The sequence below is a fragment of the Edaphovirga cremea genome (assembly GCF_003332275.1).
GTDB classification, from domain to species: domain Bacteria; phylum Pseudomonadota; class Gammaproteobacteria; order Enterobacterales; family Enterobacteriaceae; genus Edaphovirga; species Edaphovirga cremea.
In genome coordinates this window covers 20416-46431 of the sequence record NZ_QOVA01000013.1, presented here as the reverse complement: position 1 = coordinate 46431, position 26016 = coordinate 20416, and the positions used below count along the sequence as shown (strand labels likewise).

Below are 26016 nucleotides of genomic sequence, written 5' to 3'. Positions count from 1 at the left end.
TTGTTTTCATTAAAGTAATTACTGTTTTAAATTCAGAATGAATTTAAAACGACGTTGTGTAATTGCCTGATATTAAAAGTAGTTCAAAGCAAATGAAATATCAATTGTGAGGAAATTGTGAGGTTATTTAACATTTGGGGAGAATATCTAAATAACGTAGAAAAATAGAGTGGGATAATTTATTTAGTCGACAGTACATTATAAGAACTTAATGAAAATCATATCATTGGCCGGGTAGGCGGAGTGAATGATAAAATGCCAGGAAGTTGCCTCATCTTTACAGGTCATTTAACATAATCAATGTTATGCGTACCAATGATGTAACACCAATATTATAATGTCACCTTTTAACAAGTTTAAAATGTCACCCTGGGACGGCAATTCTGCTGCAAGTCCGGGGAGATTTTCAGATGCTGGTGACTATGTCAGAAAAAGAACTTCACCGTCTTCCGGTGATCCAGGCCGTTGTCGAAAAACGTTTACGCCGCCGCGATGCCGCTTCGCAACTTGGACTGACCGAACGTCAGGTTCAACGACTGATGAACCGCTACCGTGATACTGGTGCTGCAGGTCTTGTCAATCTTAGACGCGGTAAACCTGGCACTCATCGTTTAGATGATTCGCTACGCCTTAATGCTCTGACGCTGCTACGTGAAAAATACGCTGACTTTGGACCCTCACTAGCCGCAGAAAAGCTCAGAGAACGCCATCGTATTTCGATTTCAGTTGAGACCATCCGTCATTGGATGATCACTGATGGCCTCTGGGTTCCACATTCCTGTCGTAAACCTCGCGTTTATCAGCCCCGTTATCGTCGCGATTGTCTTGGAGAACTTGTCCAAATTGACGGTTCTCATCACGACTGGTTTGAAGGCCGGGCTGCAAAATACTGTCTGCTCGTGTTCATTGATGATGCCACTGGACGCCTGATGCACCTGAGATTTTGTGAGACTGAATCAGCCTTTGATTACATGGTATCTACACGGGAATACCTTGATAAACATGGTAAACCAGTGGCTTTTTATAGTGATAAACATGCCGTGTTTCGCGTCAGTCAGGCTGACAATCGTCGGACAGGAACAACACAGTTTGGCCGGGCTCTTCACGATCTGAACATTGAGCTCATCTGTGCCAACAGCTCTCAGGCCAAAGGCCGCGTTGAACGAGCAAACCAGACGCTTCAGGATCGTTTAATCAAGGAAATGCGGCTCGAGGAAATCAGCAATATTGAGACAGCCAATGCGTGGCTGGAAACGTTCATTATGGACTTTAACCTGCGGTTCGCCAGAGCGCCTGAATTCTCCAAAAACCTCCATCGCCCGGTGAATGAAACAAAGTTCGAACTGGATGATATATTCGCCTGGCAGGAGTTACGGACAGTCTCGAAATCGCTGACATTTCAGTACGATAAGATGTTGTATCTTCTTGAGCCTTGTGAAGAAAATACGCGAATTGCCGGTGAGAAAATCAAAGTTTATGATTATCCTGACGGCACGCTGGGGTTCAAATATGCTCATAGGACGCTGACCTATCAGGTATTCGACAAGCTGGCCTGCGTTGATCAGGGAGCCATCGTGGACAATAAACGGCTTGGTGCAGTATTAAAATTGGCACAGGTAACTCAGGACGAACGGGAACGCGAGGGTAAAAGAGAACGCAGCAAGAAAATGCCCAAACGACGCGCTCAGGCAAGAGTACAGGAACAGTTGAAAGCCATCAACCCGGTACTGGTTAATCCGGCAGAATTCAGAGCCAGTTTAAAACGCTAACTCCCTATTCTTTCAGACTTTGCTAGACATAAAGGTGACATTTTAACTTTGGATCTAAGGGTGACATTTCAACTTCGGGTAGACAGTTTTCACGCTCTGACCCGCAACTCCCCCCACGTCCCATCCTCTAAAAACAGCTCAAAATGGCTCTGCCGGTGAATAGCTATGTGAATCGCCATGTGTTTGGTAGACACCTTGGAGTCATTTATGATCGCTTAAATGAGAGGTGCCCATAAGCGGTAAACGTTATCCCGAAGAGTTCAAAATTGAAGCTGTCAAACAGGTTATTGATCGCGGCCATTCCATATGCGAGTGTCGCAACCCGCCTCGATATCACCACCCACAGTCTGAGGTATTCTATCTCGCTCATAACAATACTTAATAGCTTAATGGCTTAAGTTCGGTGATTTTTTCTTTCGGTATAATTTAGTTAGCCTCATCATGTTATATCTTTGATGTTTTATTGTATGCGAATGTTAATGTGTTGCATTAAAATAATATCATTCACTCAAAAATAGTTGGTATGAAATCAAAGAAAGAATACTTAATTTCATTTTTTCGTCAAAAAAAACGATTTTCTTGGTTTTTTAATTTAAAATACTTAGTAACTAATTATTACGATATGTAATTAAGGTACCTATGTGTAGTGACCTGCGTTTATAAATAGCCAATCCCGCATTTATCGCGTTTTTCGGCCCCCGTTATCTGCAAATGAACCTGCATTTGATTGTTTCGACCTGCATTCCATCGTCGCAAACTCACATTAACTGCAACTAGTGCTGGCCCCAGAAAGCCAGAGAACTTAAGTGTAAATGGACTTTGATTTCAGAACTGAGTTGTTGCACTCGTCAGGCCAGAGTCCATCGGCTGGGCTTATTGCCTCGCATACTGTCCACAAAACGAACGTTTATTGAACGGCTTGGTGGGCAGATTTCAGTTGCAGATATTGTGGGTTGGTAATCTGCGGATCTGAACCAAGGCTGGATAAATGCAGGTTCGTTTTCAGCTAATGTGAGTCGGTGACCATTTTCATTTGCAACTAATCTGGGCTGGAAATTGGGGGTAAGGCAGGTCGTACCGATTTCAAATGCAGGTCACTACACCTATGAAAGTCAGTATGCGCTTTATGATGATATGGATTTTTATGAAAAAAACTTTACTTGCTGTTTTGATAATCAGTGCCATCACTCCCACCCTTGCTCAAGATATTATTTTTGAAGACCCCTTAGATTTGGGTACGTTAGGGTACGATAATTCCGAGCAGTCCTATGCCGCCGCGGTTTCCGCCGACGGACGCGTGGTCGTGGGGAACTCAGAGAACGGTTCCGATGACGGTTACGGTTATGGTAATTACCATGCCTTTCGCCATAACGAAGGGGACAGCCAGATGACCGACCTGGGGACCCTCAGGGCTGACAATACCGGAACTTCTTTGACCATTGCCATCTCCGCCGACGGACGTGTGGTCGTGGGGTCGGCAGATAGCGATTTCGGTTACGGTTACCGTGCCTTTCGCCATAACGAAGGGGACAGCCAGATGACTGACCTGGGGACCCTCAGGGCTGACAATACCGGAACTTCTTCGGCCAATGCCGTCTCCGCCGACGGACGCGTGGTCGTGGGGCAGGCAGATAGCGATTCCGGTTACGGTTACCGTGCCTTTCGCCATAACGAAGGGGACAGCCAGATGACCGCCCTGGGGACCCTCAGGGCTGATAATTCCGGATGGTCTTCGGCCTATGCCGTCTCCGCCGACGGACGCGTGGTCGTGGGGGCGGCAGATAACGATTCCGGTGACGGTAATTTCCATGCCTTTCGCCATAACGAAGGGGACAGCCAGATGACCGACCTGGGAACCCTCAGGGCTGATAACTCCGGGTGGTCTTCGGCCGATGCCGTCTCCGCCGACGGACGCGTGGTCGTGGGGGAGGCAGATAACGATGCCGGTAATTACCATGCCTTTCGCCATAACGAAGGGGACAGCCAGATAACCGGCCTGGGGACCCTCAGGGCTGATAATTCCGGAACTTCTTTGGCCAATGGCGTCTCCGCTGACGGACGTGTGGTCGTGGGGGCGGCAGATAACGATTTCGGTTACCGTGCCTTTCGCCATAACGAAGGGGACAGCCAGATAACCGACCTGGGGACCCTCAGGGCTGATAATTCCGGGTTTTCTTTGGCCCGTGCGGTCTCCGCCGACGGACGCGTGGTCGTGGGGGAGGCAGATAACGATGCCGGTAATTACCATGCCTTTCGCCATAACGAAGGGGACAGCCAGATGACCGACCTGGGGACCCTCAGGGCTGACAATTCCGGGAGGTCTGCGTCCACTGCCGTCTCCGCCGACGGACGCGTGGTCGTGGGGGAGGCAGATAACGATGCCGGTAATTTACGCGCTGTGGTCTGGAAAGTCACAACCCCGGAACTGCCTGAGCCGCCAACGGAACCCGTACCACCTACACCACCTATCATTATTATCGTTGATAAGGATAATACCCATCAGGCTATGGCCAATACTGCCGGTAATGCTCAGCAAGTCCTGAGTCTCTATCAGGGAGCGTTGGACTCACTGGCTGATGCGCGTTGTCAAATAGGACAACGCAACTATTGTGTGGGGGCCTTCACTCAACTCAATACCGCTCAAAGTAGCAATTACCGGATGGCCACCGGTCTGTTTGGTTCGGTACGCTTGCCTGATGAACACTGGACTGTGGGTGCATCATTCAATCTTGCCCATAACACCGAGTTGGTTGACGGTTACGATACCCGGGGAGACCATAAACCCGGCTTGGGTCTTTTTACGCGTTATCAGACCAACCGGGATAATTCAGGGTTAAGTATTGACGCCTCCGGGGTTTTTATTCAACAAGATATGACCATTCAGCGGGACGTTCTGGCTAATACGGAAGCCGGAAAAGGAGACGCAACAATCAAAGGGTATCAAGCCCGATTAACGGCCACTTATGGTATTCCTCTTAATGACCGGACACAGATAGCCCCCCTGGTGGCGATTAAATATCAGGATATTTACCGTACCGGCTATACCGAAAATAGTCAGGTAGCAAAACACAGTAATGAACGCCAACAGATTGGCAAATATGTCTTTCGTCATGGAAGAACTGGCTTTGCCTAACTCGGCGTGACTGACTGAGCCGGTTGCAATGGAGGAATAACCCACTACACGTTTTGTGCCTTCCAGACAGATAACGAAAGTACGGAAGGCATTCTGGAGCTGGTTTTTCATGGCTCGACGGCGCAACCAGTCACTCAACACCTCATTTCCGCACTCGAACGGCTGGAGAATATGCTCTTCTGTCAGCAGTTCTGGCGCGGTAATGATTATTTCCATTCAGGCTTCACATCCATTAAGCGTTTACGCCCTTCTATGTTTTGCACAGGAGCTTCATGCTGTTCAATGAATGCTTGATAACGAGCATCATCAAGGACGAATACACGCTGATCCAGGATGATGTTTTGTGCCTCATGAACAGCCTTCTCAATAATGAAGTCGGTCCGGTTCTTATTGACCAGACTCGCAGCATAGTCGATTACGGCACGCTCTGCTTTGGTCGCCCGGACGTTAATTTGCTTGTCACGAGTGGGTTTACGAACGGTATTTTGCATAGCACCCTCCTTATGGTAACAAAATGCTATACATTGATATGAGATTCCATGTCTTATGCCCCGTAGGTGAAAACGCTATCGGGCCAATTTCAAACGAATCGTCTTATAGAGCGTTGGAGCTAATGATGCCGGTTGAAACTTTAATGAATGCCAGGAACCTACTTGATTTCTGGTTCAATGAAACATCGCCAGAGCGCTGGTTTAACTCCGATAAAATCTTTGATGAACAGATCCGCAGCCGCTTTTCTGCCATCCATTATGCCGCAGTCCGTGGAGAACTTTTTGGCTGGAGAGAAAGCGTTTTCGGGCGTCTTGCCGAAATAATCATTCTGGATCAGTTTTCACGGAATCTTTTTCGTGGCAGCCCTCTTTCCTATGCATCAGACGGCATGGCATTAGTACTTGCACAGGAGCTGGTAAAATCAGCTGATTTTTGTACTCTACCCGTAGAAAAAAGAGAGTTCGCCCTTTTACCTTATATGCATTCAGAGTCGATTGCTATCCACGAAATTGCGATCAAACTTTATCAACAGTACGCCAGCAAGCAATCTCTCGAATTCGAAATACAGCACAAGCAACTTATTGATAAATTTGGAAGGTATCCGCATCGTAATACGACGCTCAAAAGGCGGTCTACACCAGAAGAGATTTCCTGGCTTAAAGGACAGAAATAGCATTCAAATGTAATTTCTCGTTTATGGGGTTGGAATAAGTAAAGTAAATCATCGCAGGGGCTTAAAAAAAAGGAAGTACAAAATCAGACTGACCCTGATGGAGGGGAGAATTGAATGCCGTCAAACACAGATCTGACCTTTGACTATAATGTAGCAATTTACCGAGGATGAAAGAAAATGAACCTTGACCCCAAGACCGATCTGAAGCTTGAGAGAATTGTGGACGTTCCCCGTGAACTGCTTTGGGAATGTTGGACGACGCCTGAGCACATCAAAAACTTCTTTGTCCCACGACCACATACGGTCAAGGAATGCGAGATCGATCTCAGGGTCGGTGGTCGGTTTAATACGCTCTTTGATGTGGACGGCAACGAGATGAAGAACGACGGTGTCTTTCTGGAGATCGATCCGGGCAAAAAACTCGTTTTTACCGACGCCTATACCGAGGGCTGGAAACCCAGTGAAAATCCGTTCATGACGGCGATTATTCTCCTGGAAGACGTGAGTGACGGTGTAACCCGCTATACTGCCATCGCGCGACACTGGTCACCCGAAGCACGTCAACGCCATGAAGATATGGGCTTTTTCACTGGCTGGGGAATCGTCATCGACCAACTCGTAGAGTACGCCAAAAACCTGGGGCGCTGACTTACCCCGCGACCATCGCAAATAAAGACATTACTCGCCACCCAACAGATCGCCTTGATAACGGTAGCCAATACCATGCACCGTGCGGATCAGAACCGGATTGACAGGATCCGGTTCGATGGTTTTGCGAAGCTTGGAAATATGCTGGTCGAGCGTCCGGCTCTGCGGCAAATGATCGTATCCCCAAACTGCATCAAACAGCATATCCCGGGTCACCACCCGATTTTTATGCTGATACAGATAACGCAGAATATTGACCTCGCGCAGCGACAATTCAAGACGCTGCTCCTGCCGGGTGGCGCACAATTCATTCGGAAATACGGTCAGATCACCAAACGGAAAAGCAGCATCTTCCGCCGACTGGGGACTCTGCCGCAGACACCGGCGGGCAATCGTCTTGATTCTGGCGCGCATTTCATGAATGCCGAAGGGTTTACTGATGTAATCATCGGCCCCGAGCTCCAGCCCGATCACCCGATCAATCTCTTCATCCTTGGCCGACAGGAAGACAATCGGGATTTGCCAATCGTGCTTGCGGATCTCCCTGCACACCTTGTAGCCGTCCAGTTCCGGCATCATGATATCGAGAATAATAAAGTCCGGCTGCTGCTGACGATAAAGCGCCAGTGCCTGCACACCATTTTCTGCCGCGATGGGACGATAACCTTCATGCGCCAATACTTCCATCAGGCCGTTACGAATATGGGCATTGTCTTCAGCAATTAATATTTTCACGTCAGCGAATCCTTATTTTTACTGGCATCTTGTTCAGGCGCGAGGGGGAGTTTCAGGGTAAAGCAACTCCCGGTCGAATCGCTGGTGACCAAAATCTCCCCCTGCAAACTGGTCGCCAGTTGTCTGGCAATGGTTAAACCAATGCCTGTACCGGAGACGCCTTCGGTAATGTGGTTTTTCACCCGGTAAAAAGGTTGAAAAATTGCTTTAAATTCTTTTGCTGCGATACCGCAGCCGTAGTCGCGTACCCGAATCAGCGCTGTGTTCTCAGCCTGCTCGGCAATCAGCTCAACCCGTTTTCCCTGCGCGGCATATTTTTCGGCGTTGCTGAGAAAATTACTGATAATTTGCGTCAGGCGATCCACATCGGTAGTCAGATGAATATCACCATTGACGATCAGTGCCAACTCCATATCTTTCGCGGCAAAAGCAGGCGTAAAAGTATGGTAAATGTTATTGAGCACCGGGGTTAACTCCACCGATTGCAGATGTACCTTCGGCACATTGGTAAAGCTGAGGATATTCTGGATCAGGCGCGAGAGTCGCTGGCTTTCATTGAGGATCACATCAAGATAACGCTGGCTTGCTGAAGTTGGGACGCCCTCCTCCGGCTGCATCTCCTGAAGCATCTCAGTGTACAAGGTGATATTGGTCAGTGGCGTTTTCAGTTCGTGGGATACCTGACCAACGAAACTGACCTGCTGCTGTGCGAGCCGTAACTGGCGGGTATATTCACGGTAAAGGTAAAACATTCCCAGCCCGATAATCACCATCAGCAATACCAGCATTAATCCACCCCACAAATAGAGGGGGAAGTCATTCACCGGTTTGGCGTAATAGTCTATCTGCCAGGAGCCCAGTGGATAAGGCAGGCGTTGGGAGTTCGAGGCAATCTGACCAGTTACCCCTTTCTGGCTGTCGTTTTGATAGATCAAACGTCCATCATCCAGCACCCGCAGCGTGTTCGGGGCATAGTCAAAATCCAGAGTGTTAATCACATCGGACAGCAGTTTGACGTAGGAGACTTTAAAACCGATCACCTGGTTATCCCGCTGCTGCCAATAAATCAACAGAGGATCGCTGAGCTCACGACTGAGGTACCAGCCTGAGGTCGGTTGGGTCTTTTCGTCGGTAAAGTAGTGGCTGTAGAGCAGGCTCGGGTCCTGCACGAGAGGAGTGATCACCTGCACCCAGGCTTTGTCTTTCTCGGTCAGCGCGGCGCGGGTATCGGGAAAGACGAGTTGGTTTTTCTTCAGTACGAACAGGGCATCAATACTGCTTTCTTGCGCGACCAACTCATTGAGAGTCTCATTATCCAGATTGATGAAGGAAGCGATTGAACCAAGACGAACGGCGTTCCGAGCCAACAGATCCAGGATAAAGTTGCTGACCTGTTCGGTATGGCTCTGTGCCAAACGTTGGTTCTGGTAGTGGCGCAGCAGGGCTTCATGGGTCAGGGTCCGATAGCCGAAGCAGGCTATCGCTGCAAAAATCAGCAACGTGATAAACGTAAAGAGAAACAGGCTTCTTGACGGCTTCATTTTCCATCCCAAGGAACGCTGAGCCAGCGAACTGGCCCAGCATGACGTTGACGGTTATTTCTGCTGCTGCTTGACGCTGTAGTTCTGTTCTTTCAGCTCCTTACGGTAGGTGGCGGCATCTTTACTGTCAATCTCCTCCGCCAATTTACGTTGTTTCTCCGTGCTCTCTCGCATTTTTTTCTCCGCCACCGGGCTGGCGAAGGATATTCCACCCAGCGCGCTAGCATTGGACTCCAATACTTTCTTCGCATCATCCTTGCGCCCTGCATCGATGAGCCTGATCGCTTCGTCATTGGCCAGTGCCGTTTTTTGAATCTCTGACTCAACCAGTACGTCTTCCTGCACGGCTTCGCTCACTTTTGCTGCCGACTTGCTATAGCTGACCGTCACCCGTTCATTGACCCGATCTTGCTGTTTATTGCTGAGATTAAGGTAACTGACACTGACGTCGGCCAGATTTTTTTGCTGATTATCCGTGCCTTTTTCCGGTATCACCTCCAGCAGAACGTATTTTTCCTGATTGGAGTAGAGCTGATTCAGCTTCACGTTAACCGTATTACCGGAGATATCGCCATCACGTCCCAGCAACCGTACCGGTTTCACCCGATCACCCGTTTTAATCTGCACGACGACATCTTGCGCCACCACCGACATCACGTCCTGAAACTCTTTGGTAAAGGCACTCTCCAGATCGGCTGAGTTGGCGACAAAAGCGTGATTGCCGTCGCTATAGCCAGCAATGGCGGTCATCAGATCCTCATTATAATTTTCACCCAGACCGACCGTGGTGATGGCAATTCCCTTCTTGGCGGCCATGCGCGCCAGGTCGGAAAGCTCATTGATTGAGGTTGGGCCGATGTTTGCCTGACCATCAGAGAGAAGGATGATGCGATTCACCTGCTCGCGGTTCAGGTTTTTATCGACCTGCCCTATCCCCTTGCTCACGCCAGCAAACAGGGCGGTCATTCCCTGCGGATGGATATGCTGCTGAATCTTGGCAATCAGCGCCTGCTTATTATTGACTTTCGTGGCAGGGATAATCACTTCGGCGCTGTTATCGTAGGCAACCACCGACAGGGTATCTGTCGCGTTGAGCATGTTTACCGCCAGGATTGCCGCCTCCCTCGCCTTCTCAATACGCTCGCCGCTCATGGACGTTGAGCGGTCAATCACCAACGCCAGATTGATGGGGCTGCGGCGTGTGCTGTCGAGATTGAAACCAGTCAGGGATATTTTCAGGTAGTTTTTATCGTCACTGTTGACCAGCATCACTGGCGCAGCAAGCTCTGACTTAACGCTGACCACCGGCATGACCGGCTTTGCCATGGAAAACAGCGGGAGCAGGAATATGACGAATAATGCCGCCACCTGTTTTATTCTCATTGCCTGTTTTAATAACATGATAGAACCTCTTGTGCAGGACTCGGTGAGTAGTGCAGCGATTGTTAATCTTATCATGCGTCTAATGGTCTGTTTGCTGTATAAAGTTTGTCAAAAGTTTGTAAAAGGGGGCTTTTCATGTCCCGTTCCGTGGCAATCCCCTGAGGTGCCGATATTTCCGCCACCTGATCACGATGGGTAGATCCGAGCATTGCAGGGATCACCTCCCCCTCCCATAAAAACTGAGTAGGAAATCGCGATCCCTGCACTTGTCAGCCCCTATTTTTTATAGGCATTAACATCTGCGCCGGACTGTTTTAAAGCATCTTCTACCGCCTCGAGTACGGCATTACTGGTCATGGTGGCACCTGTGTAAGCGTCGACAGACAGACTTTGCTGCTCAACGATGGCTTTTCCCACCTCGGGGCCGCCGACACCGCCGAGCTCTGGCGTCTCTTCCGAGGCATCCACAACGATGTTCTTAATCACGCCGTCTTTATCAATAGTCACTTTAACCCCGACCATACTTTCGAGGCCCAGCGCTTGCGCGCTGTATTCCCCGGGTGTCACTGCGGCATAACCCGGATTGGCAACGCTCAGTGTCAACAGAGCCAGAACGGGTAAAAAACCGCTAATACTCCCTTTATTTTTGTACTGCATATAACGCTCCTTAAGTTTATTGAATTCATTTTTCACTGGTAAAAAAGAGAGGGTTACTTTGTATGTTCACCCTACTGTCCTGAGTAACTCTCGTTATTTTTCAGGAAAATAAAAATCACGCTGCAAAGTAAAATGCCTGCACTCATCAACAAAAACAGATTATGGAAATTATTGAGGTTATAACCTTCGTCACTCTGCGAGACGAAATTCAAAATGGCAAAGCTGAGTGTAATACTCAACATAATCGCGATAAGTTGGATTAGCGTAAGTAAACTATTACCTGCGCTATAGGTATTTTCGGTTAATTCACTGAAAGAAAGAAAATTGATTACCGAGAAAAGCAAAGTACTCAGCATGCCCAGAGTAAAAGCCAGCACACCAAACAGTTCGAGCGGGCTTTCAGCAGTCAGCAATCTCAGCGAAAAAACCACTGAGGCGGTTAACAACGTCATCATCACCAATAGATGTCGGTAACCCAGCCAGGCGAGGATCCTTTCAACCACAATTTTCGCGGATATCGCGCCCGTCGCCACACAGAACATGGTGATGGCGACCGTTGTCGGATCGAAATTAAACAGGGTTTGCATCATCAACGATAAAACCAGAGGTATCGACGACAGAAATGTTCGCAGTGCAATACTGCTGACAATGCTTACCGAGAACGCGGGTATTTTCAGCAGCGATAACACAAACAACTGTTGTTCCGTTTTTTTATGATGGAACCCGTACAGCCCCATCAACGCCAGCGCACAGCAGAAAATAACCATCGCGCCCGGTAAGGATAAATACTGATGGCTCACCCCCATCAAACCACACATCACCAACAACAGAGCCGGCGCGATCAGCGCGTAGCCATGTAAATCAAATTGCTGTTCCGTGCTGATTGGCGAGATAACTCGCTTGCCCGCCAAATAGCCGCAAAACAGGCATAAGGGTAAATTAATCAGAAAGATAAACTGCCAGGAGAGAAACGTAATGCACCACCCTGCCAGCAACGGACCCATAATGGTGCCGCATAAACCCAAAATGGTAATTTTGTTGAGGTACTTTATTTTATTTTCTGGTGACACCATTTTCAGGATCAACACGCGTGACGCTGGCAGCATTAATGCGCCACCGATGCCCTGAACAATCCGCCATAACACCAGGCTCCAGAGACTGATGGACAAGGCGCAGAACAGACTTCCCAAAGCAAACAACGAAACCGCCCATAAATAGGCTTTCTGCTCGCCACACTTATCGATTATCCAACTACTGACTGGAGTGAAAATCACCACAGTGAACATGTAGCAAGTCACCACGATTTCCATGGTATTGATTTGCAGCTGTAGAGATTTGGCTATGGCTGGAACGGCCAAATACAGCATGGTGGTGTCCAGGGATTGCATAAAAAATGTCAATGACGCAATGCAAACCCAGGATTTGAGATTCTCCATAAGTACCAGCTTAGATTTATGCAATCGTCAATTGGCCCGCATATAAAATAAACACTCGCAGCGTCAGGACACTTAACAACGCGATCGCCGACATCGTCAGCATCACTGGCTTGTTCTGTTTTCCTGCGGGTAACTGCGTAACCAGCAAGGGAAGAATAATGCCCAATCCAACCACACCTAACCAGAATACGCTGCCCCAGAAACCACTCAGGGCCGAGATACTGGCAACCATTTTTTGTCCCCCGCCAAAATAGAGACCGGTGAAGAACGAAATCAATAACAACCCCTCAAACAGGATCAAAGGCAGTTCGATTTTATGTACAAATTTCATCGAAACACTGTGCATTGGCTCTTTAAAGATGCCGATACAGATCACTAGCAGCATGGCGATACCCGATAACACGCCGGAATTAAGAAATAGCACCGGCAGCAAGGGATTATTGAGCATAGGGAACGATTTAAGCGCAGAGAGCAGAAATCCGGTGTACACCCCTAAGAGAATCGCCAGGAAAAACAAGACAAGATCCATTTTCTTGCCAAAACCAGCGGCGGTATTAAGCAGTGAAAGATAAAACCGTTGCGCCTTGCTGTGCTGCCTAAATACCCTCTTTCCAAAAGAGGAGAAAGCCTGCTGATAAGTACTGAATATCCACAAAAAAAGAACGATGGAATACACCTGAAACAATGCGACACCCATCGACATTATCGAGGTGGGGTTATAAAACACCATCACCCGCCAAAATGAGAGGGGTTTGGCCAGATCGAAAACCAAAATCCCCAAACCAATGAAAAGCATCAGCGGAGCGGTTATGGCGGTAGCCTTCATGACGTTGGCGCTTTGCGCTGCGTCACTCGCCACCCATCGTTTAATAATAATCGCCATTAACACCATGCCAGACGAAATACCCACGGCAAATAAATAGATGGCGATTGGCCAATGCCAGACTAAAGAATCAAAATGAAAATAGTTATCCATAGTTATCAACTCCTGCACCACAGCAAACTCATTAATCAGCTCCGGTTAATACGGATTTCGCCGTATTTACCCGGAATGCGGTATAACTTGGGATGAGTGCCGAGATAAAGTTTGTTTCGATAGACGACTTTATTATTAATCGTTTTCACCAGTTCGCTTTCAGGATCGTTCAGATCACCGAACAGCAGCGCTTTGGTCGGGCAAATTTCTACGCAAGCGGGAAGTTTCCCTTGTTCAAGCCGGGTATCACGGCAGAAGTTACATTTATCCGCCGAGTGGCTGACCGGATCAATAAATCGTACCTGATAAGGACAGGCGGCAATGCAGTAACCACAGCCGACGCAGCGGTCATGATCCACATCCACAATGCCGGTTTTCGGGTCTTTATAGGCGGCTCCCGTTGGGCAGACGCTGACACACGCCGGATTATCACAATGTACGCAGGAACGGCGGAAAAATTGCCGTTTCGACTTCTCGGGCTTTTTATCCAGATCGGTATGATTAGGCAGAATATAAAGACGACTCACTCCTTTTGGAACCGAATTGGTTTTGCGGCATGCAGCAACACAAGCCTGACAGCCGATACACAGTGTCTCATCATGCAATAAGCCATAGCGTTTGTTTTTGGCTTCACTTTCATCGGCAATGGCCAGAGGATGACTGCTGCCGGTAAAAAAAATGACACTGCCAGCCCCCATCAATCCAATAAAACGTCGACGTGAACAGCTCATAGTGGCTCCTTGAACAACTCCCTGGAGAATATAAAATGACTTCTTTTTATTTAATTATGTTAATGCGGAATCTGTTGATCCTGGTGTTGCCTAAGAAATTGATAGATCTGAAAATAGCGATATATCTGAAAAAATCCTTTTCCACCTTATTTTCCGATCTCTCGAGTCGGAATTTATTGCCATAATAGGGTGCGATCGCTTTTGATTAACTCAGGCTTTATCAACCTGAGTTAATCGGTGTATTAATTCATTGCGCGAGGATTAACTCTTCTTGTCGCTGGCTTTCACTACCAGTGGTTTTTTCGCACCCAGATCCTGCGCAATATTCTCTGCCGCAATACGCGCCGAGTTAATCGCAAAACCCACGGTACTTCCTGCCATGACCAAATCATAACTGTCGCCGTACATTCCACCCGCATCGTTACCAATGACATACAGCCCGGCAACTGGCGTGCCTTTGTCATCAATGGCCTGCAGTTTTTCATTGACCTTGACGCCACCCAACGTTCCGAGGGACGTTGCGACGCTCTTGACCGCATAGAATGGTGCTTTGGCGACAGGACGCAGATAACGGGCATCTTTAACGAAATCTTCGTCGTGACGTACGCTGCACAGTTCGTTGTAACGTTCGATATTCTCTTTCAGCGTTTGATAATCCATCCCGGTCTTTTGTGCCAACTCCTGGATGGTATTGGCGCGGAACGCCTTGCCTGCTTTTTCGCCGCGGGCAAAATGTTCTTCCAGTTTGGTGAGCTTGGTGGCGACAGGGACCATCACGCCGACACCGACATCAATGCCATGATCGATCATGTAATTTTTGGTGTTTTCGTCATACAGCACGAACATCACCCCACCCTGATTTTCCAGGGCATTCCCGGCAAAGGGCCATTGCTCAATATTGGCTTCGTTAGTAAAACGTTCGCCTTTGGGGTTCAACCACAAATGAGGCTGCTTGGCGGAGGCGGCATAATGGTTGGTGGTTGACTCTTTTGACGGACCCGGACGATACGACATATTGATAAATTCGCGCCCATCTTTCGCCGCCCCCACTTCCCAGGCCATTTTAATACCGTCGCCCATTTTACCGTCGATACCCACCACTTCCACATCGGGGAAACGGGTATATTCAGTCAGCATTTCTTTGTTACTACCAAAACCGCCGGTAGCAATCACCACCGTTTTAGCATTAATACGAATAGCTTCACCGGTAGAACTCTCCGCCATTAAACCGACAATTTTTCCTTTATCATTGGTGATAAGTTGTTTGCCGGCGGTTTTTAATAGCAGTGTTCCTCCTTGTTCAGCGAAACGCTGCTGGAGAACATCAATCACTGCCCGGCCACGCCCCTGATAAATATGCCATGTGTAATAGCCGCCGGGGTAATTGGACGTCAGCTTTTCAAAGTGAACCCCTAAATTTTGTAGCCAATCAATGGTATCTGCGGATTTATTAATATAATTACGTACCAGCTTGGCGTTGGGCCGCCAGTGGCTGTAATCCATCACCAGTTTGAACGCCTGATCGCGGGTAAAAACGTGATTATTTTCACGCTGCATTTTACTTTCTACCGCGAAAATCCCTTCAGAAAATTGTCCTGTTCCCCCGGTTTGCGGGCGTTTCTCAACGTTAACGACCTTGAGGCCCTGCTCGGTTAAGGCGTAGGCAGCCGCTGAACCGGATGCTCCGGCACCCACGACCACCACGTCAGTTTCCATTACCTGTTCTGCATGCGCCAGCATGCCAAAACATGAAAGAATGGCGGCTGAAAGAATTGATTTCAATCTCATTTCGCTCTCCTTGATTTTATATATTATTATTGTGAAACAAGCGTGATCCACTCACTTCTCAAGTTTATATATCAAGGGAATTCACTCTTTACGTATACCGTGATACGTTATTTGGAATAATTTTATTTATGTTAATTAGCTCTCACTTTTTATTCACCTTACTTTTTATTACCATTATTTTTCACCTTTAAATTACAAATAGGCAACAACGCAAATACAATGAAATGAGTGATAATTTGCAAAACTCAATTTAAAGAAAATAATCAGAAAGCACCGGACACATAAATAAGTGAAATAATTGTTACTTCGCTGGAAAATAACTAAGCCAGTCATAGACATCATCAAATAACAGATGATTAACAGTGATGGTTTTATTTTCTCTGCATATCAGACCCGCGCTCTGCCAATGGGCTAATATTCTTGAAATTGTGACACGGGTAACATTGATGATCTGACCATATTCTTCATGGGTCAGCGTCAATGGCACGGCATACCAGCCTTCCTTGATACCAACGTAGCTCTCCAATAAAATACTTTTCAGTAATATCTTCAGGCGTATGGCGGGTTCACAGGTCATATTGGTGATAACGGCTTCCAGACTGCTCTCTTGCTTGGCAACGACATGGCGGCATATTTTGATCGCCAGTTCGGCATCCTGCTGCATGGCTTTCAGCAGAATATCCGGCGGTACCAACAGAATATCGGCGTCCCTAATCACGATGGTTGTGACATTAACTTGTTGTTTTGTAATGCAAGTTATATCACCCATAGTACGTTCAGGTAAAACCAGTGAGAAGGACAGCGGATTATTCTCAACATAATTGGCATAATACATACACAGACCATTTACCAAATAGAATAACTTCTGGGATTCTCCCCTATTCTTGATAATTGTTCCTTTCCTGTAGTGGACCAACGTTCCATGTTGTTGATATAACGCTCGAAGTTCAGCCGGATCTTTGGGATATATCCAAGGTTTTTGATGAAAGATGTGTCTCATTATTTTGTACCTATCCTGGTAATCAACAAAAATTATCTCAAAAATGTGTTTCCTTTCCAGCGCTGCGTTATGTGTATGTGGTTAAGAAGCCAATTCTTGATCATCACGATGAGCTCAAAACCAGTTTGCCCTTTCCTTTTCGTAATTTCCAGCAGCAAGATCGATATTTGCCCAAGACAAGGCGATTGAATTTACAAGAGAAAATCCCAGTCTTTCTTTAAGTTCTGTAACGACTGGAAAAAGTGAGGAGTGGCAACAATAATTATACCGTTACAGGAATATGCTTCGGCACTGTTTTTAAATATCTTTTTTTGCGAGGATTGTTATGAAATTATTGAAAGCTATGACGGCGTTAATTCTTCTCGGTGTTTTCTCTGCGGGCGCCATGTCAGCACAATTGTTGACTGAAGAAGAGTTCGCAAAGACTTCCGATCAGTATATGAAAGTGGGTAATGTTGTAACTGACGGAGAAACCGCGCCATCGGATGCGAAAGACGAACTGTCTGATAAAGCAGACAAACTGGGTGGCGAGTACTACGTAATCAAGTCTGCCAACACCAATGAAAAAATTCATGCGTCTGCGGATGTGTACAAGAAGAAATAGTCGTTTAGAAGTGAAGGGCTATTACTTGACTCAGGCCGTAGAAACGACGGCCTGAGTTATTCACTTATTTAACGATACTTTTATATAATCAGGCAAACACTGCGGCCATCTCCTCGACTATGTCTTTGGCGGACGCAATGGTCGAAATTCCCCCGGCACTTTCAGAAACGCTGATAATACCGTTATCGAGATCTCCGTCCAGCATCGCCGTTTTAATACTGCCCACTTCACTGTCGCCTTGACCATTTTTGATACGTTTGGTCGCCACGACCCGAACATCCCCCGCCCGAGTGTTGATAACGACCAGATCCTCAGATCGAACCGCAAGGATGGCTTGCTTCGCCGCTTCGCTGGTGGGCGATTCACAGGTCATGAGGAATCGGGTGCCCATATACACACCTTCCGCACCCATAGCAATCGCGGCATTGGCAGTCTTGACGTTGTAAATACCACCCGCGGCAATAACAGGAATCTTCACGGCATCAGTCACTTGAGAAACCAATACCAGCGTACTGATTCGATTATCACTCATGTGCCCACCCGCTTCCTGCCCCGTCGCAATAATGGCATGTACGCCAGCCTTCTCTGCGGTAATCGCATTCTCCACCGTTGGCGATATTTCGCGGTGAATAACGATCGCCCCGGCCTGTTTCAAGCGATCAATATGTTCGAGGCCCTGTGTGATGTCCTTGCCGCTGGTAATCACGATTTTCACCCCTTCTTCGAGGATGACATCCATCAACGGTCTGGCGTATCTGTAACTGATCTCAACCCCTTCGATCGGCAATAAGAAATTAACTGCGAAAGGTTTATCGGTCAGCGCCCTGGTTTTCCTGATTTCTTCCCGGAAAAGTTCTGCCGTTTTCAACGGATCACCGGTGACATCCTTACGGCCTGCATTCGGGCCGAGAACACCCAGTCCCCCCGCATTGGATACCGCTGCTGCCAGTTCCGCAGAGTTTAGCCAGACCATGGATGCCTGAATAATGGGGTATCTGATTCCCAGTAATTTTTCTATGCGTGATTCGTTTTTCATTTGTTATCTCCATATAGTTTTTGCTGTGTGCATGCTTCAAATCAGGCAAAGAGCTTGACGAAGTCTCTGACTCTCTTTCTTTCATTGCGGCAATCATTTAATGAATGACCGTTCACTAAATGCTATCAATCACAAATTGATGTGGCAAGCTTTATTTTATGAATGAGCATTCATTAATTATTTTTCAGATGCTTTTCATATATTTAACATGATTCTGTCGGAAGGAAATAGGGCTGGACAGATTGACAATATTTTTTTAGAATGATCGTTCATTAAATGCAGGAGGTGATATGTCAATCACGCAGAAGCTAGCCACCAGCCGGGGACGGCCTAAAACGTTTGATCGCGAGAAAGTGCTGGATATCGCCATGACGCTTTTCTGGCGCTATGGCTATGAGCCAACGTCCCTGTCAGAGCTGATAAAAGCCACGCAGAGCAAGCCCGGCACGCTCTATAGCGAATTTGGCAGCAAAGAGGGGTTATTCTGTGCCGCCGTTGAACGTTACCTGACGGTTTACAGAGAAAAACAGTACGCGTTGCTGAATCAGGAGGCGATGTCCGTCACAGAGATCATCGATCAACTGGTCCATTCATTGGCCGATTTTTTTACCGATCCGATCACCCCATCTGGCTGCTTCATGGTATCGGCGACTTTCGGCATGGCCGCTGAAGACACGATGCTTTTTGACATGATGAAACAGAAACGCGATGAGCTTGAAAATTACATTGCCGCTTTCTTGCAAAAGCGACGGGAGAAAGGAGAGCTTGCGGCGGCGACGGATACCACGCTACTTGCCAGTTATCTGACAACCCTGTTGCACGGTATGTCAGTACAGGCACGCAATGGCGCCAGTCATGAGCAGCTACAGCAAAATGCCCGCCTGTTTATGGCGATGTGGCCGCAGTTGTGTGAACAGTGTCAGTTACAGAGATAAGAGCTAAAACGCAAAGTACATTTTTTAAATAAAATCTTATGCAAATGGAATTTATCAACATAGTACAAAAAAGGATCTTTCTGAGATCCTTTTTGAATTGCTGAACATTTTTTACCCTGGCATTAAGCTATCATGCGTTCATTCCACGTATCTCGGTACAAAATATTCCCCTCTGTATATTTCCAAGTGATCGCCTCATAACGTAACTCAATATTTTCCAGATGAGTACTGGTCATTCCATTTGGTAATAAAAACGGTGAAATTGTCGTTATCTTCACGTTTTCAAGAAGAATGTTAAAATACTCACTCTCCATTCCAGCATCAAGAATACGATACATTTTTATCGTTGCAGACTTAAGTGTTCTTCCCTGACATAGAGCGCGAAAAAGAAGTGGTGTTGTTCGATCAAATTCCTTTTGAATCGTAATCGGGTCATGCACCCTTGTCCCCGTTAATTTACCCAAATGAGAGTCCACCGGGATGGTGACATTATGGCTTACTGAGCGTAATTCTATCGAACCCAAGCGGGTTGGCATTAAGCACCCGCCGACAATGGGCGAGCCATTTTCGTCTGTTAACCAAAGATGAGCTGGGGTAGACATATAGAGCATCCTTTATCAAGTAACAATACGTACTTTTCCATAGAAAATTAGTGTTTATAGTTAAACCAAAATACAAAAATCAGCACTACGACAAAAAATATTCCTGTTGCTTGTACTGCAATGCCAGGGAAATATTGAGCCACAGCAACACCGAAAATCACGACAACAATTAGCGGGACATATCCCCAAAAAAAATATGATAACTGAGCTTTAAGCCATTTCTTTAAGAAATTAATCATGACTATTTCACCATGTTAATTATGGCGTTCACCACATCATCATCTGACAACAAATCAGCTTCAAATGCCCTCGCTTTCATGAAAAGAGGTTCAACTAAAAAGTACATCATCTCTAACTTTCTCATATACAGAGCATGATAATACCTTGGATTGAGCAAGCTCAGGCGTTCTGCGCTTGCGGATGCTTTCTGAACATAGCCATAAAGCCCTAACCCGGTAACAACAAGCGTAGAGCCAGTCTTGGTACCTTTTATAAAATTAGTATTCATACTAACACCAAGACAAATAGAGGTTGTTATACCCAATACAAAAGCCTGATTTGTTAATGAACTCGCTGAGATATTGACATCCGCTTTTATCAGAAGTCTCTTGATGTACTCCAACTGCTGTGCGCTTTTGTTCTTAAATATTAACTCAACGTAAATCTTGACTATTTCATATACAATATTTCTATCTTTAATAAGCTGATAAATCCCTTCCGAAAACCTGAGATCTTCACTCTTGAGTTTTGCGCATATATCCTGGTAATTATCGGTAAAGCATAATGTGTAATACAGCAGGCGAGTAGCACCATCACTAATCTTACTGGCCTGCTCCAGAGCCTGATCCTTAACCCCTGAAAGAGCCTTATCAAGCTGGAGAGCCATTAACTTATCGACCTGCATATCCCGAATTATCAAATCACTGTGATACATAACCAAATCCTTCAGTTAATTATTCCTTTACCTATGGAGTTCACACATTTCTAGAGAAAATATATTTAGCAGAATCAATACATTTATTTAATGTTGGTCTCGGCATCCATTAATTAATAATATTACGCCTGCGGTTGTCGCCAGGAATGATCATTAAATGCTCAGACTAATAGTTCAGACTGCCAGCGACTTTGCCAGCACAACATGTAGCCTTCTTGCTTAAACGCTATCTGTAGCTTGGGCTCAAAACTCACCTGGGTTGGCCATCAGGTCAGGTTTGCAGGTTCACACAAGTCGGCATTGCAGGGGACATACAGCGCCAGCAAACCAGCAAATCGCCGCGCAGGACGCATTATCGCGCCGTTTACTGTTGCAAAACGTTGCAATATTTCGTCGAAAAAGGGCATTATCGAATCATCTGAATTTTACATCATTTCAAGGGAATCGATATGCCTCCATTTTTTGCAAAAAAGTACGCTCTCGCTGCCGTTTGCTGTCTGGGACTGCTGGCTTCCCCCCTCACGTTTGCCGCGCCAACACCTGAGCCCGGTCCGCTGAAAATGGGGATTCAACCCTGGTTGGGCTATGGTCAGTGGTACGTGGCCGAAAGCCATGGCTTATTCAAACAACACGGGCTGGAAAAGGTCGAACTGCTAAACTTTGCCGAAGACAAAGATATCAACGCCGCGCTGGCCAGCGGGCAGATTGATGCAGCCAATATCGCGACGCACACCGCCATGTCGATGGTCTCTGCCGGATTGCCAGTGAAGATCGTGATGCTGCTTGATAGCAGCGAAAGCGCCGATGCCTTGCTGACCACCAGCGATATTACCAGTTTGAAAGATCTCAAAGGCAAACAGGTCGCTTATGAAGAGGGTACAACCAGCGACATTTTGCTGCACAGCGCACTGTCATCGGTGGGTTTGACACTCGCCGATATCAAGCCCGTGCCAATGCCGGTCTCTTCCGCAGGTACGTCGTTGATTGCCAAACGTGTTTCTGCCGCCGTGACCTACGAGCCGTATCTGAGTGTGGCGAAAAGCCAGGATCCGTCGGTAAAAGTCCTGTATAGCGGCCATTCCGATCCGGGCCTGATCAGTGATGTGTTGGTGGTGCGTAATGACGTTCTGAAAAACAGACCGGGTCAGGTCGCTGCATTGATCAAAAGTTGGGATGCCGCGCTGACTCACTATCAGGCGAACAAGGAAGCCGATCGCGCGATCATCGCCAAGGGTGTCGGTGCCAGTCCTGATGAGCTGAAAGCCGCTTTCGACGGCGTGAGTTATTACTCCCTGGCGGATAATAAACGCCTTCTCGGCCATGACTTCTCTACCGAAACCTTCCAGCATGTACTGAAAGCAGCTACCGATGCCGGTCTCATTCTCGCACCTGTTACGCCGCAACAGGTTATTGATGCCAGCGTTGTAGATGGTCTGTAAGGTGGAAGAAACATGGCTTTAGAAAAACCGGAGGCGCCGCAAGGCGCTTCCGTTCCCCACCGCAAACGCAAATCGCGCTTGCTGGTGATTGGTGGTGTCCCGTCGCGTCGGCAGTTCGTGGGCATTGCCATAACAGTTTTTTCCCTGCTGGTGCTTTCATGGTGGCTGGCGACACGTAACGGCGCGATCCCCCCGCTCTTTCTACCCGGGCTTGAGAAAGTCTGGCTACGCATGATGAAGCTGGCGATGGACGGAACATTGCAAAGCGACGTCAAAGACAGCCTCTATCGCATCGCCATTGCGTTCGCCATTTCTTCACTGATGTCGATTGTCATTGGCGTGCTGGCCGGGTGTTACGGCTTGTTCAAAGCCATTTTCGAACCGCTGGTCGATTTCATCCGTTATATGCCGGTGGTGGCGTTTGTGCCGCTGACCATTCTCTGGACCGGCACCGATGATTTCCAAAAATTCCTGGTGATCTGGATTGGTACCTTTTTCCAACAGGTACTGATGATGATGGATGCGGTAAAACGCGTGCCGGGGGATTTCATTGGCCTCGGTCGCACGCTGGGCATGCCGGACTGGAAAATCCTGTTCCGCATCGTTCTGCCCGCCGCGTTTCCGGGTATTTGGGACGCGCTGCGCATCAGCCTCGGCTGGGCCTGGACCTGGCTGGTACTGGCTGAACTGGTCGCTTCCACCTCCGGATTGGGTTATCGCATTGTGGTGTCACAGCGCTATTTCCAGACCGATACGATCATCGGTTACATTCTCTTGCTCGGGTTGCTGGGCTTGATCACCGATCAACTGATGCGCGCCGCAGAGCGCGTGCTGTTCCGCTACAACCGGAGAAGTTCCTGATGGCGACGCTGTCCCTTCATCAACTGGTTAAAAGCTTTCCCGTGGGAAAAACACGCAAACAGGTGCTGAACGGTATCGATCTCAGCCTGAATGACAACGAATTCGTCTCTATTGTGGGGGCATCGGGTTGCGGCAAAAGTACCCTGTTGTCCATTGCAGCCGGTCTTGAGGATTTTGATGCCGGTGATGTGCGGGTGGACGATCGGTCCATTACCGGGCCCGGCATCGATCGCGGCGTCGTATTCCAGACCTACACGCTGTTGCCATGGCTAACCGCGAGGCAGAATATCGAGTTTGCGCTCAAGGCCGCAGGCACACCGGCCAGGCAGTGCCGTGATATTGCGCAGCAGAATCTGGAATTGGTCAAACTGGGGAGTTCTGGCGATCGCTGGCCTGCCGAGCTTTCCGGCGGTATGAAACAGCGGGTCGCTATCGCCCGTGCGCTCTCCTACCGCCCCAAAATCCTGTTGATGGATGAACCTTTTGGTGCGCTGGATGCCATGACGCGCCATCAGATGCAGCAATTATTGATTGAAATCTGGGAAGTTCACCGTCTCACCGTGATGTTCGTTACCCATGATATTGAAGAAGCGGTGTTCTTGTCCGATCGGATTGTGGTGATGGGAAAAGGGACCATCGACAGTACGTTCGATGTACCGCTGCCCCGTCCGCGCCATGAGACCATGAACCGCACGCCCGACTTCCTCAATCTGCAACATCAGGTGCTGGATCGTATTCGTCATCCGGACAACCAGTTCTAACACGGATCGCCCCACCGTTTGCTGTGGATTCAGGGCAAACGGTGGACGGCGATTCATGCAAGATAGGCGCAACAAAACTAGATTATAAACTCTTCGATATTTTGCTGGATTAATATCTTTGAAAGTAATGTTGCCTGGTTGATATTTTTCAGCCCCAATTTATGTAATGCACTCCTTTTATGTGAGCTAATGGTCTTTTGTGAAATATCAAGCTTTTTGGCGACTGACGCCCCTGGCCTCCCCTGCAATAATTCTTTTATGACGGTTTTTTCGCGCGTTGTTAACACATTTTTTATGTGCAATGTGCTGGAATGCATAATCGCGTCGAATAGAAAGTTGAAATCCTCTACGCTGCTGTTTTTTGGAATGTAATGACAGCCGCAATAATGGCTAAAGATTTCATCATCTGCGTTTTTCCCCATGATAATGACCCTGCTATTAGTTTCAGCCAGCAAGGAGAGCAAAGCTACAATTTCGCTCTCAGAATCGAGACAAATTAACAAAACACGATTCGGGTCCAGATAAGCCTTATTGTGCGATCTGAGATCAAGCGGACGACTATTTATTGCCACCTCACGTTTATCTTTCATCAGTTGTCGTAAACCAGCCAACATATATTGATCGTTGGAAATTATATGTACATTCATCATGTTTCTTTCCCTTTAAACGAGCCAGACAATCCCTCTGCCTGCCATTTAGTAGTACAGAATGTTTACGGTGACCTTACCGTTTGCTTTCCCTGGCGTAACCGTACTGCTGGTCTGATAGTAACGGACGGCCATAGGGAGCTTAATTGTCCCAGGCGCATCCGAACTGACATTCATTGAAAAAGACTTGTTGAGTTCAATCATCGACAAGGATCCCGGAATGTTGAAATCCCCCCTGGCCAGCTGTAATCCAACGCCTTTGGCAGTCCCACTTCCTGTCGCGATAGTGAATAAGCCATTCGCCGCGTCATATATCCCAGAGCCAGAAGGACTTACGGTAATCCGCATAATGTTCGAGTTGGGGGTCCCCGACGGCACTGTGCCACTGGCTTTCATTGCCAATGTGCCATTACCCGTGTTATAGAACCCTTTAAAAGCGGGGCACCCTGTCAACATCATTGAGCTATCAACCCAAGGGGATGTTGTGCCAATTCCGGTGAACGTTTCGGGTATATCATACCGCCCTAAATCAACCGCCAAATCAGGTGTAACACAACTGCCACTGACAACATTCAACTGCCCGGTAAACCGCAATGTGCCTATTTCAAAAGGGAACCCCGTGACCAGTGGGTTATCGGAGCCGGAGCCGGTGATCTTAATCGTGGGCAGATCGGTGCCATGGATGACTCCTGGCGTAATGACCCCTCTTTTGGTGAAAAATAGACTGACTGTCATGCTTGCGGCCTTTCCCTGATTACCCAAAAGCGAGACAGAAGTACTGACCCCACTGCGATTCAGGGGGATACCTTGGTTAACCCGCATTTCCATACTCAATCCAGATACACCCGTTTCAAAGAGCAGAGCACTGGCGTTGGCAATTTCGGCCAGAGGCATACTGTCATAGGCGGTCAGCATCGTGACCTTGGTTGTGGTCTCAACGCGACAAGTGGCTCCGACACTATTTGAAAGTGTAATAGTTACATAGTAAACATCTGCCATTGATCCGGCGTCAGACCCCACGGTAATGGTCTGATTACCCAAATCAACCACGTCCGCAAAAAGGGCCGACGAAGCAAACCGCGCACATTCATTTGCACCCACCTCAGCCGCTCCGCCACCGCTGTAGAGTCCGATACCTGTTGCCAGCACAGCCAGCAATACTTGTGTCAATTTTTTCATTATCTTGTTCCGTTTTACTGTCGTGATGGGATTTGGGTAGCAGGTAAACCCTGTAA

The 26016-nt window shown here is 47.7% G+C and carries 25 protein-coding genes and 2 pseudogenes; 10 read left to right on the top strand and 17 right to left on the bottom strand.

What is annotated here, in order from left to right; translation table 11 throughout:
• Positions 1-422 precede the first annotated feature (422 nt).
• From DRI82_RS16585 to DRI82_RS16575, 3 genes and pseudogenes are all read left to right on the top strand, one after another.
• Entirely contained in the window at positions 423-1769 is a 1347-nt protein-coding gene (locus DRI82_RS16585; protein WP_114195062.1) for an ISNCY family transposase, read from the top strand.
• Positions 1770-2001: 232 nt separating this feature from the next.
• Positions 2002-2119, top strand: a pseudogene (locus DRI82_RS16580) (transposase); the annotation flags it as partial.
• 737 nt (positions 2120-2856) lie between these two features.
• Complete coding sequence (locus DRI82_RS16575) at positions 2857-4902, top strand: autotransporter domain-containing protein (protein ID WP_114195016.1); 2046 nt, start codon at positions 2857-2859, stop codon at positions 4900-4902.
• Here DRI82_RS16575 and DRI82_RS24070 read toward each other — a convergent pair.
• Positions 4891-5118: pseudogene (locus DRI82_RS24070) on the bottom strand (GNAT family N-acetyltransferase); the annotation flags it as partial. The gene DRI82_RS16575 and the pseudogene DRI82_RS24070 overlap by 12 nt on opposite strands.
• Complete coding sequence (locus tag DRI82_RS16565) at positions 5109-5393, bottom strand: type II toxin-antitoxin system TacA family antitoxin (RefSeq protein ID WP_114195015.1); 285 nt, start codon at positions 5391-5393, stop codon at positions 5109-5111. The pseudogene DRI82_RS24070 and the gene DRI82_RS16565, both read right to left, overlap by 10 nt.
• Before the next feature lie 122 nt (positions 5394-5515).
• On the opposite strand from DRI82_RS16565, the gene DRI82_RS16560 reads away from it, so the two are divergent.
• The gene (locus DRI82_RS16560) at positions 5516-6067 is read left to right on the top strand and encodes a DUF924 family protein (RefSeq protein ID WP_425452667.1); all 552 of its coding nucleotides are present in this window, start codon (positions 5516-5518) and stop codon (positions 6065-6067) included.
• A 177-nt stretch (positions 6068-6244) separates the two neighbouring features.
• Positions 6245-6715 (top strand): SRPBCC family protein, encoded by a 471-nt coding sequence (locus DRI82_RS16555; protein ID WP_114195014.1) that lies wholly within the window; start codon positions 6245-6247, stop codon positions 6713-6715.
• A 30-nt stretch (positions 6716-6745) separates the two neighbouring features.
• Here the strand turns inward: DRI82_RS16555 and DRI82_RS16550 are convergent, their stop codons facing one another.
• From DRI82_RS16550 to DRI82_RS16510, 9 genes are all read right to left on the bottom strand, one after another.
• A complete protein-coding gene (locus DRI82_RS16550) occupies positions 6746-7450 on the bottom strand; it encodes a response regulator transcription factor (protein ID WP_114195013.1) in 705 nt (234 codons plus the stop codon).
• Positions 7447-8991, bottom strand: a complete 1545-nt coding sequence (locus tag DRI82_RS16545) for a sensor histidine kinase (RefSeq protein ID WP_114195012.1) — start codon at positions 8989-8991, stop codon at positions 7447-7449. The genes DRI82_RS16550 and DRI82_RS16545 overlap by 4 nt, the downstream gene beginning before the upstream one ends.
• 54 nt (positions 8992-9045) lie before the next feature.
• Entirely contained in the window at positions 9046-10392 is a 1347-nt protein-coding gene (locus DRI82_RS16540) for a vWA domain-containing protein (protein WP_114195011.1), read from the bottom strand.
• A 258-nt stretch (positions 10393-10650) separates the two neighbouring features.
• Positions 10651-11031 carry an FMN-binding protein gene (locus tag DRI82_RS16535; protein ID WP_114195010.1) on the bottom strand — a complete coding sequence of 127 codons (381 nt, stop codon included), beginning with the start codon at positions 11029-11031 and terminating at the stop codon, positions 10651-10653.
• A gap of 71 nt (positions 11032-11102) precedes the next feature.
• Positions 11103-12467 (bottom strand): MFS transporter, encoded by a 1365-nt coding sequence (locus tag DRI82_RS16530; RefSeq protein WP_114195009.1) that lies wholly within the window; start codon positions 12465-12467, stop codon positions 11103-11105.
• Between the two features lie 16 nt (positions 12468-12483).
• Positions 12484-13443 carry a cytochrome c nitrite reductase subunit NrfD gene (nrfD, locus tag DRI82_RS16525; protein ID WP_114195008.1) on the bottom strand — a complete coding sequence of 320 codons (960 nt, stop codon included), beginning with the start codon at positions 13441-13443 and terminating at the stop codon, positions 12484-12486.
• A 35-nt stretch (positions 13444-13478) separates the two neighbouring features.
• Positions 13479-14174: a 4Fe-4S dicluster domain-containing protein gene (locus tag DRI82_RS16520; RefSeq protein ID WP_114195007.1), complete on the bottom strand. Its 696-nt coding sequence runs from the start codon at positions 14172-14174 to the stop codon at positions 13479-13481.
• Between the two features lie 261 nt (positions 14175-14435).
• Complete coding sequence (locus DRI82_RS16515; RefSeq protein WP_211317668.1) at positions 14436-15962, bottom strand: FAD-dependent oxidoreductase; 1527 nt, start codon at positions 15960-15962, stop codon at positions 14436-14438.
• A 301-nt stretch (positions 15963-16263) separates the two neighbouring features.
• Positions 16264-16962: a helix-turn-helix domain-containing protein gene (locus DRI82_RS16510; RefSeq protein ID WP_114195006.1), complete on the bottom strand. Its 699-nt coding sequence runs from the start codon at positions 16960-16962 to the stop codon at positions 16264-16266.
• A 325-nt stretch (positions 16963-17287) separates the two neighbouring features.
• Between DRI82_RS16510 and DRI82_RS16505 the strand changes: the two genes are divergently transcribed.
• On the top strand, positions 17288-17566 hold the full coding sequence (locus DRI82_RS16505; protein ID WP_114195005.1) for a YdgH/BhsA/McbA-like domain containing protein: 279 nt from the start codon (positions 17288-17290) through the stop codon (positions 17564-17566).
• A gap of 88 nt (positions 17567-17654) precedes the next feature.
• Here DRI82_RS16505 and DRI82_RS16500 read toward each other — a convergent pair whose 3' ends face one another.
• Complete coding sequence (locus tag DRI82_RS16500) at positions 17655-18602, bottom strand: NAD(P)H-dependent flavin oxidoreductase (RefSeq protein WP_114195004.1); 948 nt, start codon at positions 18600-18602, stop codon at positions 17655-17657.
• Positions 18603-18892: 290 nt separating this feature from the next.
• On the opposite strand from DRI82_RS16500, the gene DRI82_RS16495 reads away from it, so the two are divergent.
• Positions 18893-19537 (top strand): TetR/AcrR family transcriptional regulator, encoded by a 645-nt coding sequence (locus tag DRI82_RS16495; protein WP_114195003.1) that lies wholly within the window; start codon positions 18893-18895, stop codon positions 19535-19537.
• Positions 19538-19659: 122 nt separating this feature from the next.
• Here the strand turns inward: DRI82_RS16495 and DRI82_RS16490 are convergent, their stop codons facing one another.
• The 3 genes from DRI82_RS16490 to DRI82_RS16480 are packed head-to-tail and all read right to left on the bottom strand — an operon-like array spanning position 19660 to position 21073.
• Positions 19660-20139 (bottom strand): Hcp family type VI secretion system effector, encoded by a 480-nt coding sequence (locus tag DRI82_RS16490; protein ID WP_114195002.1) that lies wholly within the window; start codon positions 20137-20139, stop codon positions 19660-19662.
• A 47-nt stretch (positions 20140-20186) separates the two neighbouring features.
• Positions 20187-20378, bottom strand: coding sequence for a hypothetical protein (locus DRI82_RS16485; RefSeq protein WP_114195001.1), 192 nt, complete (start codon positions 20376-20378; stop codon positions 20187-20189).
• Between the two features lie 2 nt (positions 20379-20380).
• Positions 20381-21073 (bottom strand): hypothetical protein, encoded by a 693-nt coding sequence (locus DRI82_RS16480; protein ID WP_114195000.1) that lies wholly within the window; start codon positions 21071-21073, stop codon positions 20381-20383.
• Positions 21074-21522: 449 nt separating this feature from the next.
• Between DRI82_RS16480 and DRI82_RS16475 the strand changes: the two genes are divergently transcribed.
• From DRI82_RS16475 to DRI82_RS16465, 3 genes are read left to right on the top strand one after another with little or no spacing between them, the layout of a single operon-like run.
• The gene (locus tag DRI82_RS16475) at positions 21523-22512 is read left to right on the top strand and encodes an ABC transporter substrate-binding protein (RefSeq protein WP_114194999.1); all 990 of its coding nucleotides are present in this window, start codon (positions 21523-21525) and stop codon (positions 22510-22512) included.
• Positions 22513-22524: 12 nt separating this feature from the next.
• Positions 22525-23373: an ABC transporter permease gene (locus DRI82_RS16470; protein WP_114194998.1), complete on the top strand. Its 849-nt coding sequence runs from the start codon at positions 22525-22527 to the stop codon at positions 23371-23373.
• Positions 23373-24134, top strand: coding sequence for an ABC transporter ATP-binding protein (locus DRI82_RS16465; protein ID WP_114194997.1), 762 nt, complete (start codon positions 23373-23375; stop codon positions 24132-24134). Before DRI82_RS16470 ends, DRI82_RS16465 begins: the two co-directional genes overlap by 1 nt.
• Positions 24135-24211: 77 nt before the next feature.
• Here DRI82_RS16465 and DRI82_RS16460 read toward each other — a convergent pair whose 3' ends face one another.
• Complete coding sequence (locus DRI82_RS16460; protein ID WP_114194996.1) at positions 24212-24784, bottom strand: helix-turn-helix domain-containing protein; 573 nt, start codon at positions 24782-24784, stop codon at positions 24212-24214.
• A 45-nt stretch (positions 24785-24829) separates the two neighbouring features.
• Entirely contained in the window at positions 24830-25960 is a 1131-nt protein-coding gene (locus tag DRI82_RS16455; protein WP_114194995.1) for a fimbrial protein, read from the bottom strand.
• Between the last annotated feature and the right edge of the window lie 56 nt (positions 25961-26016).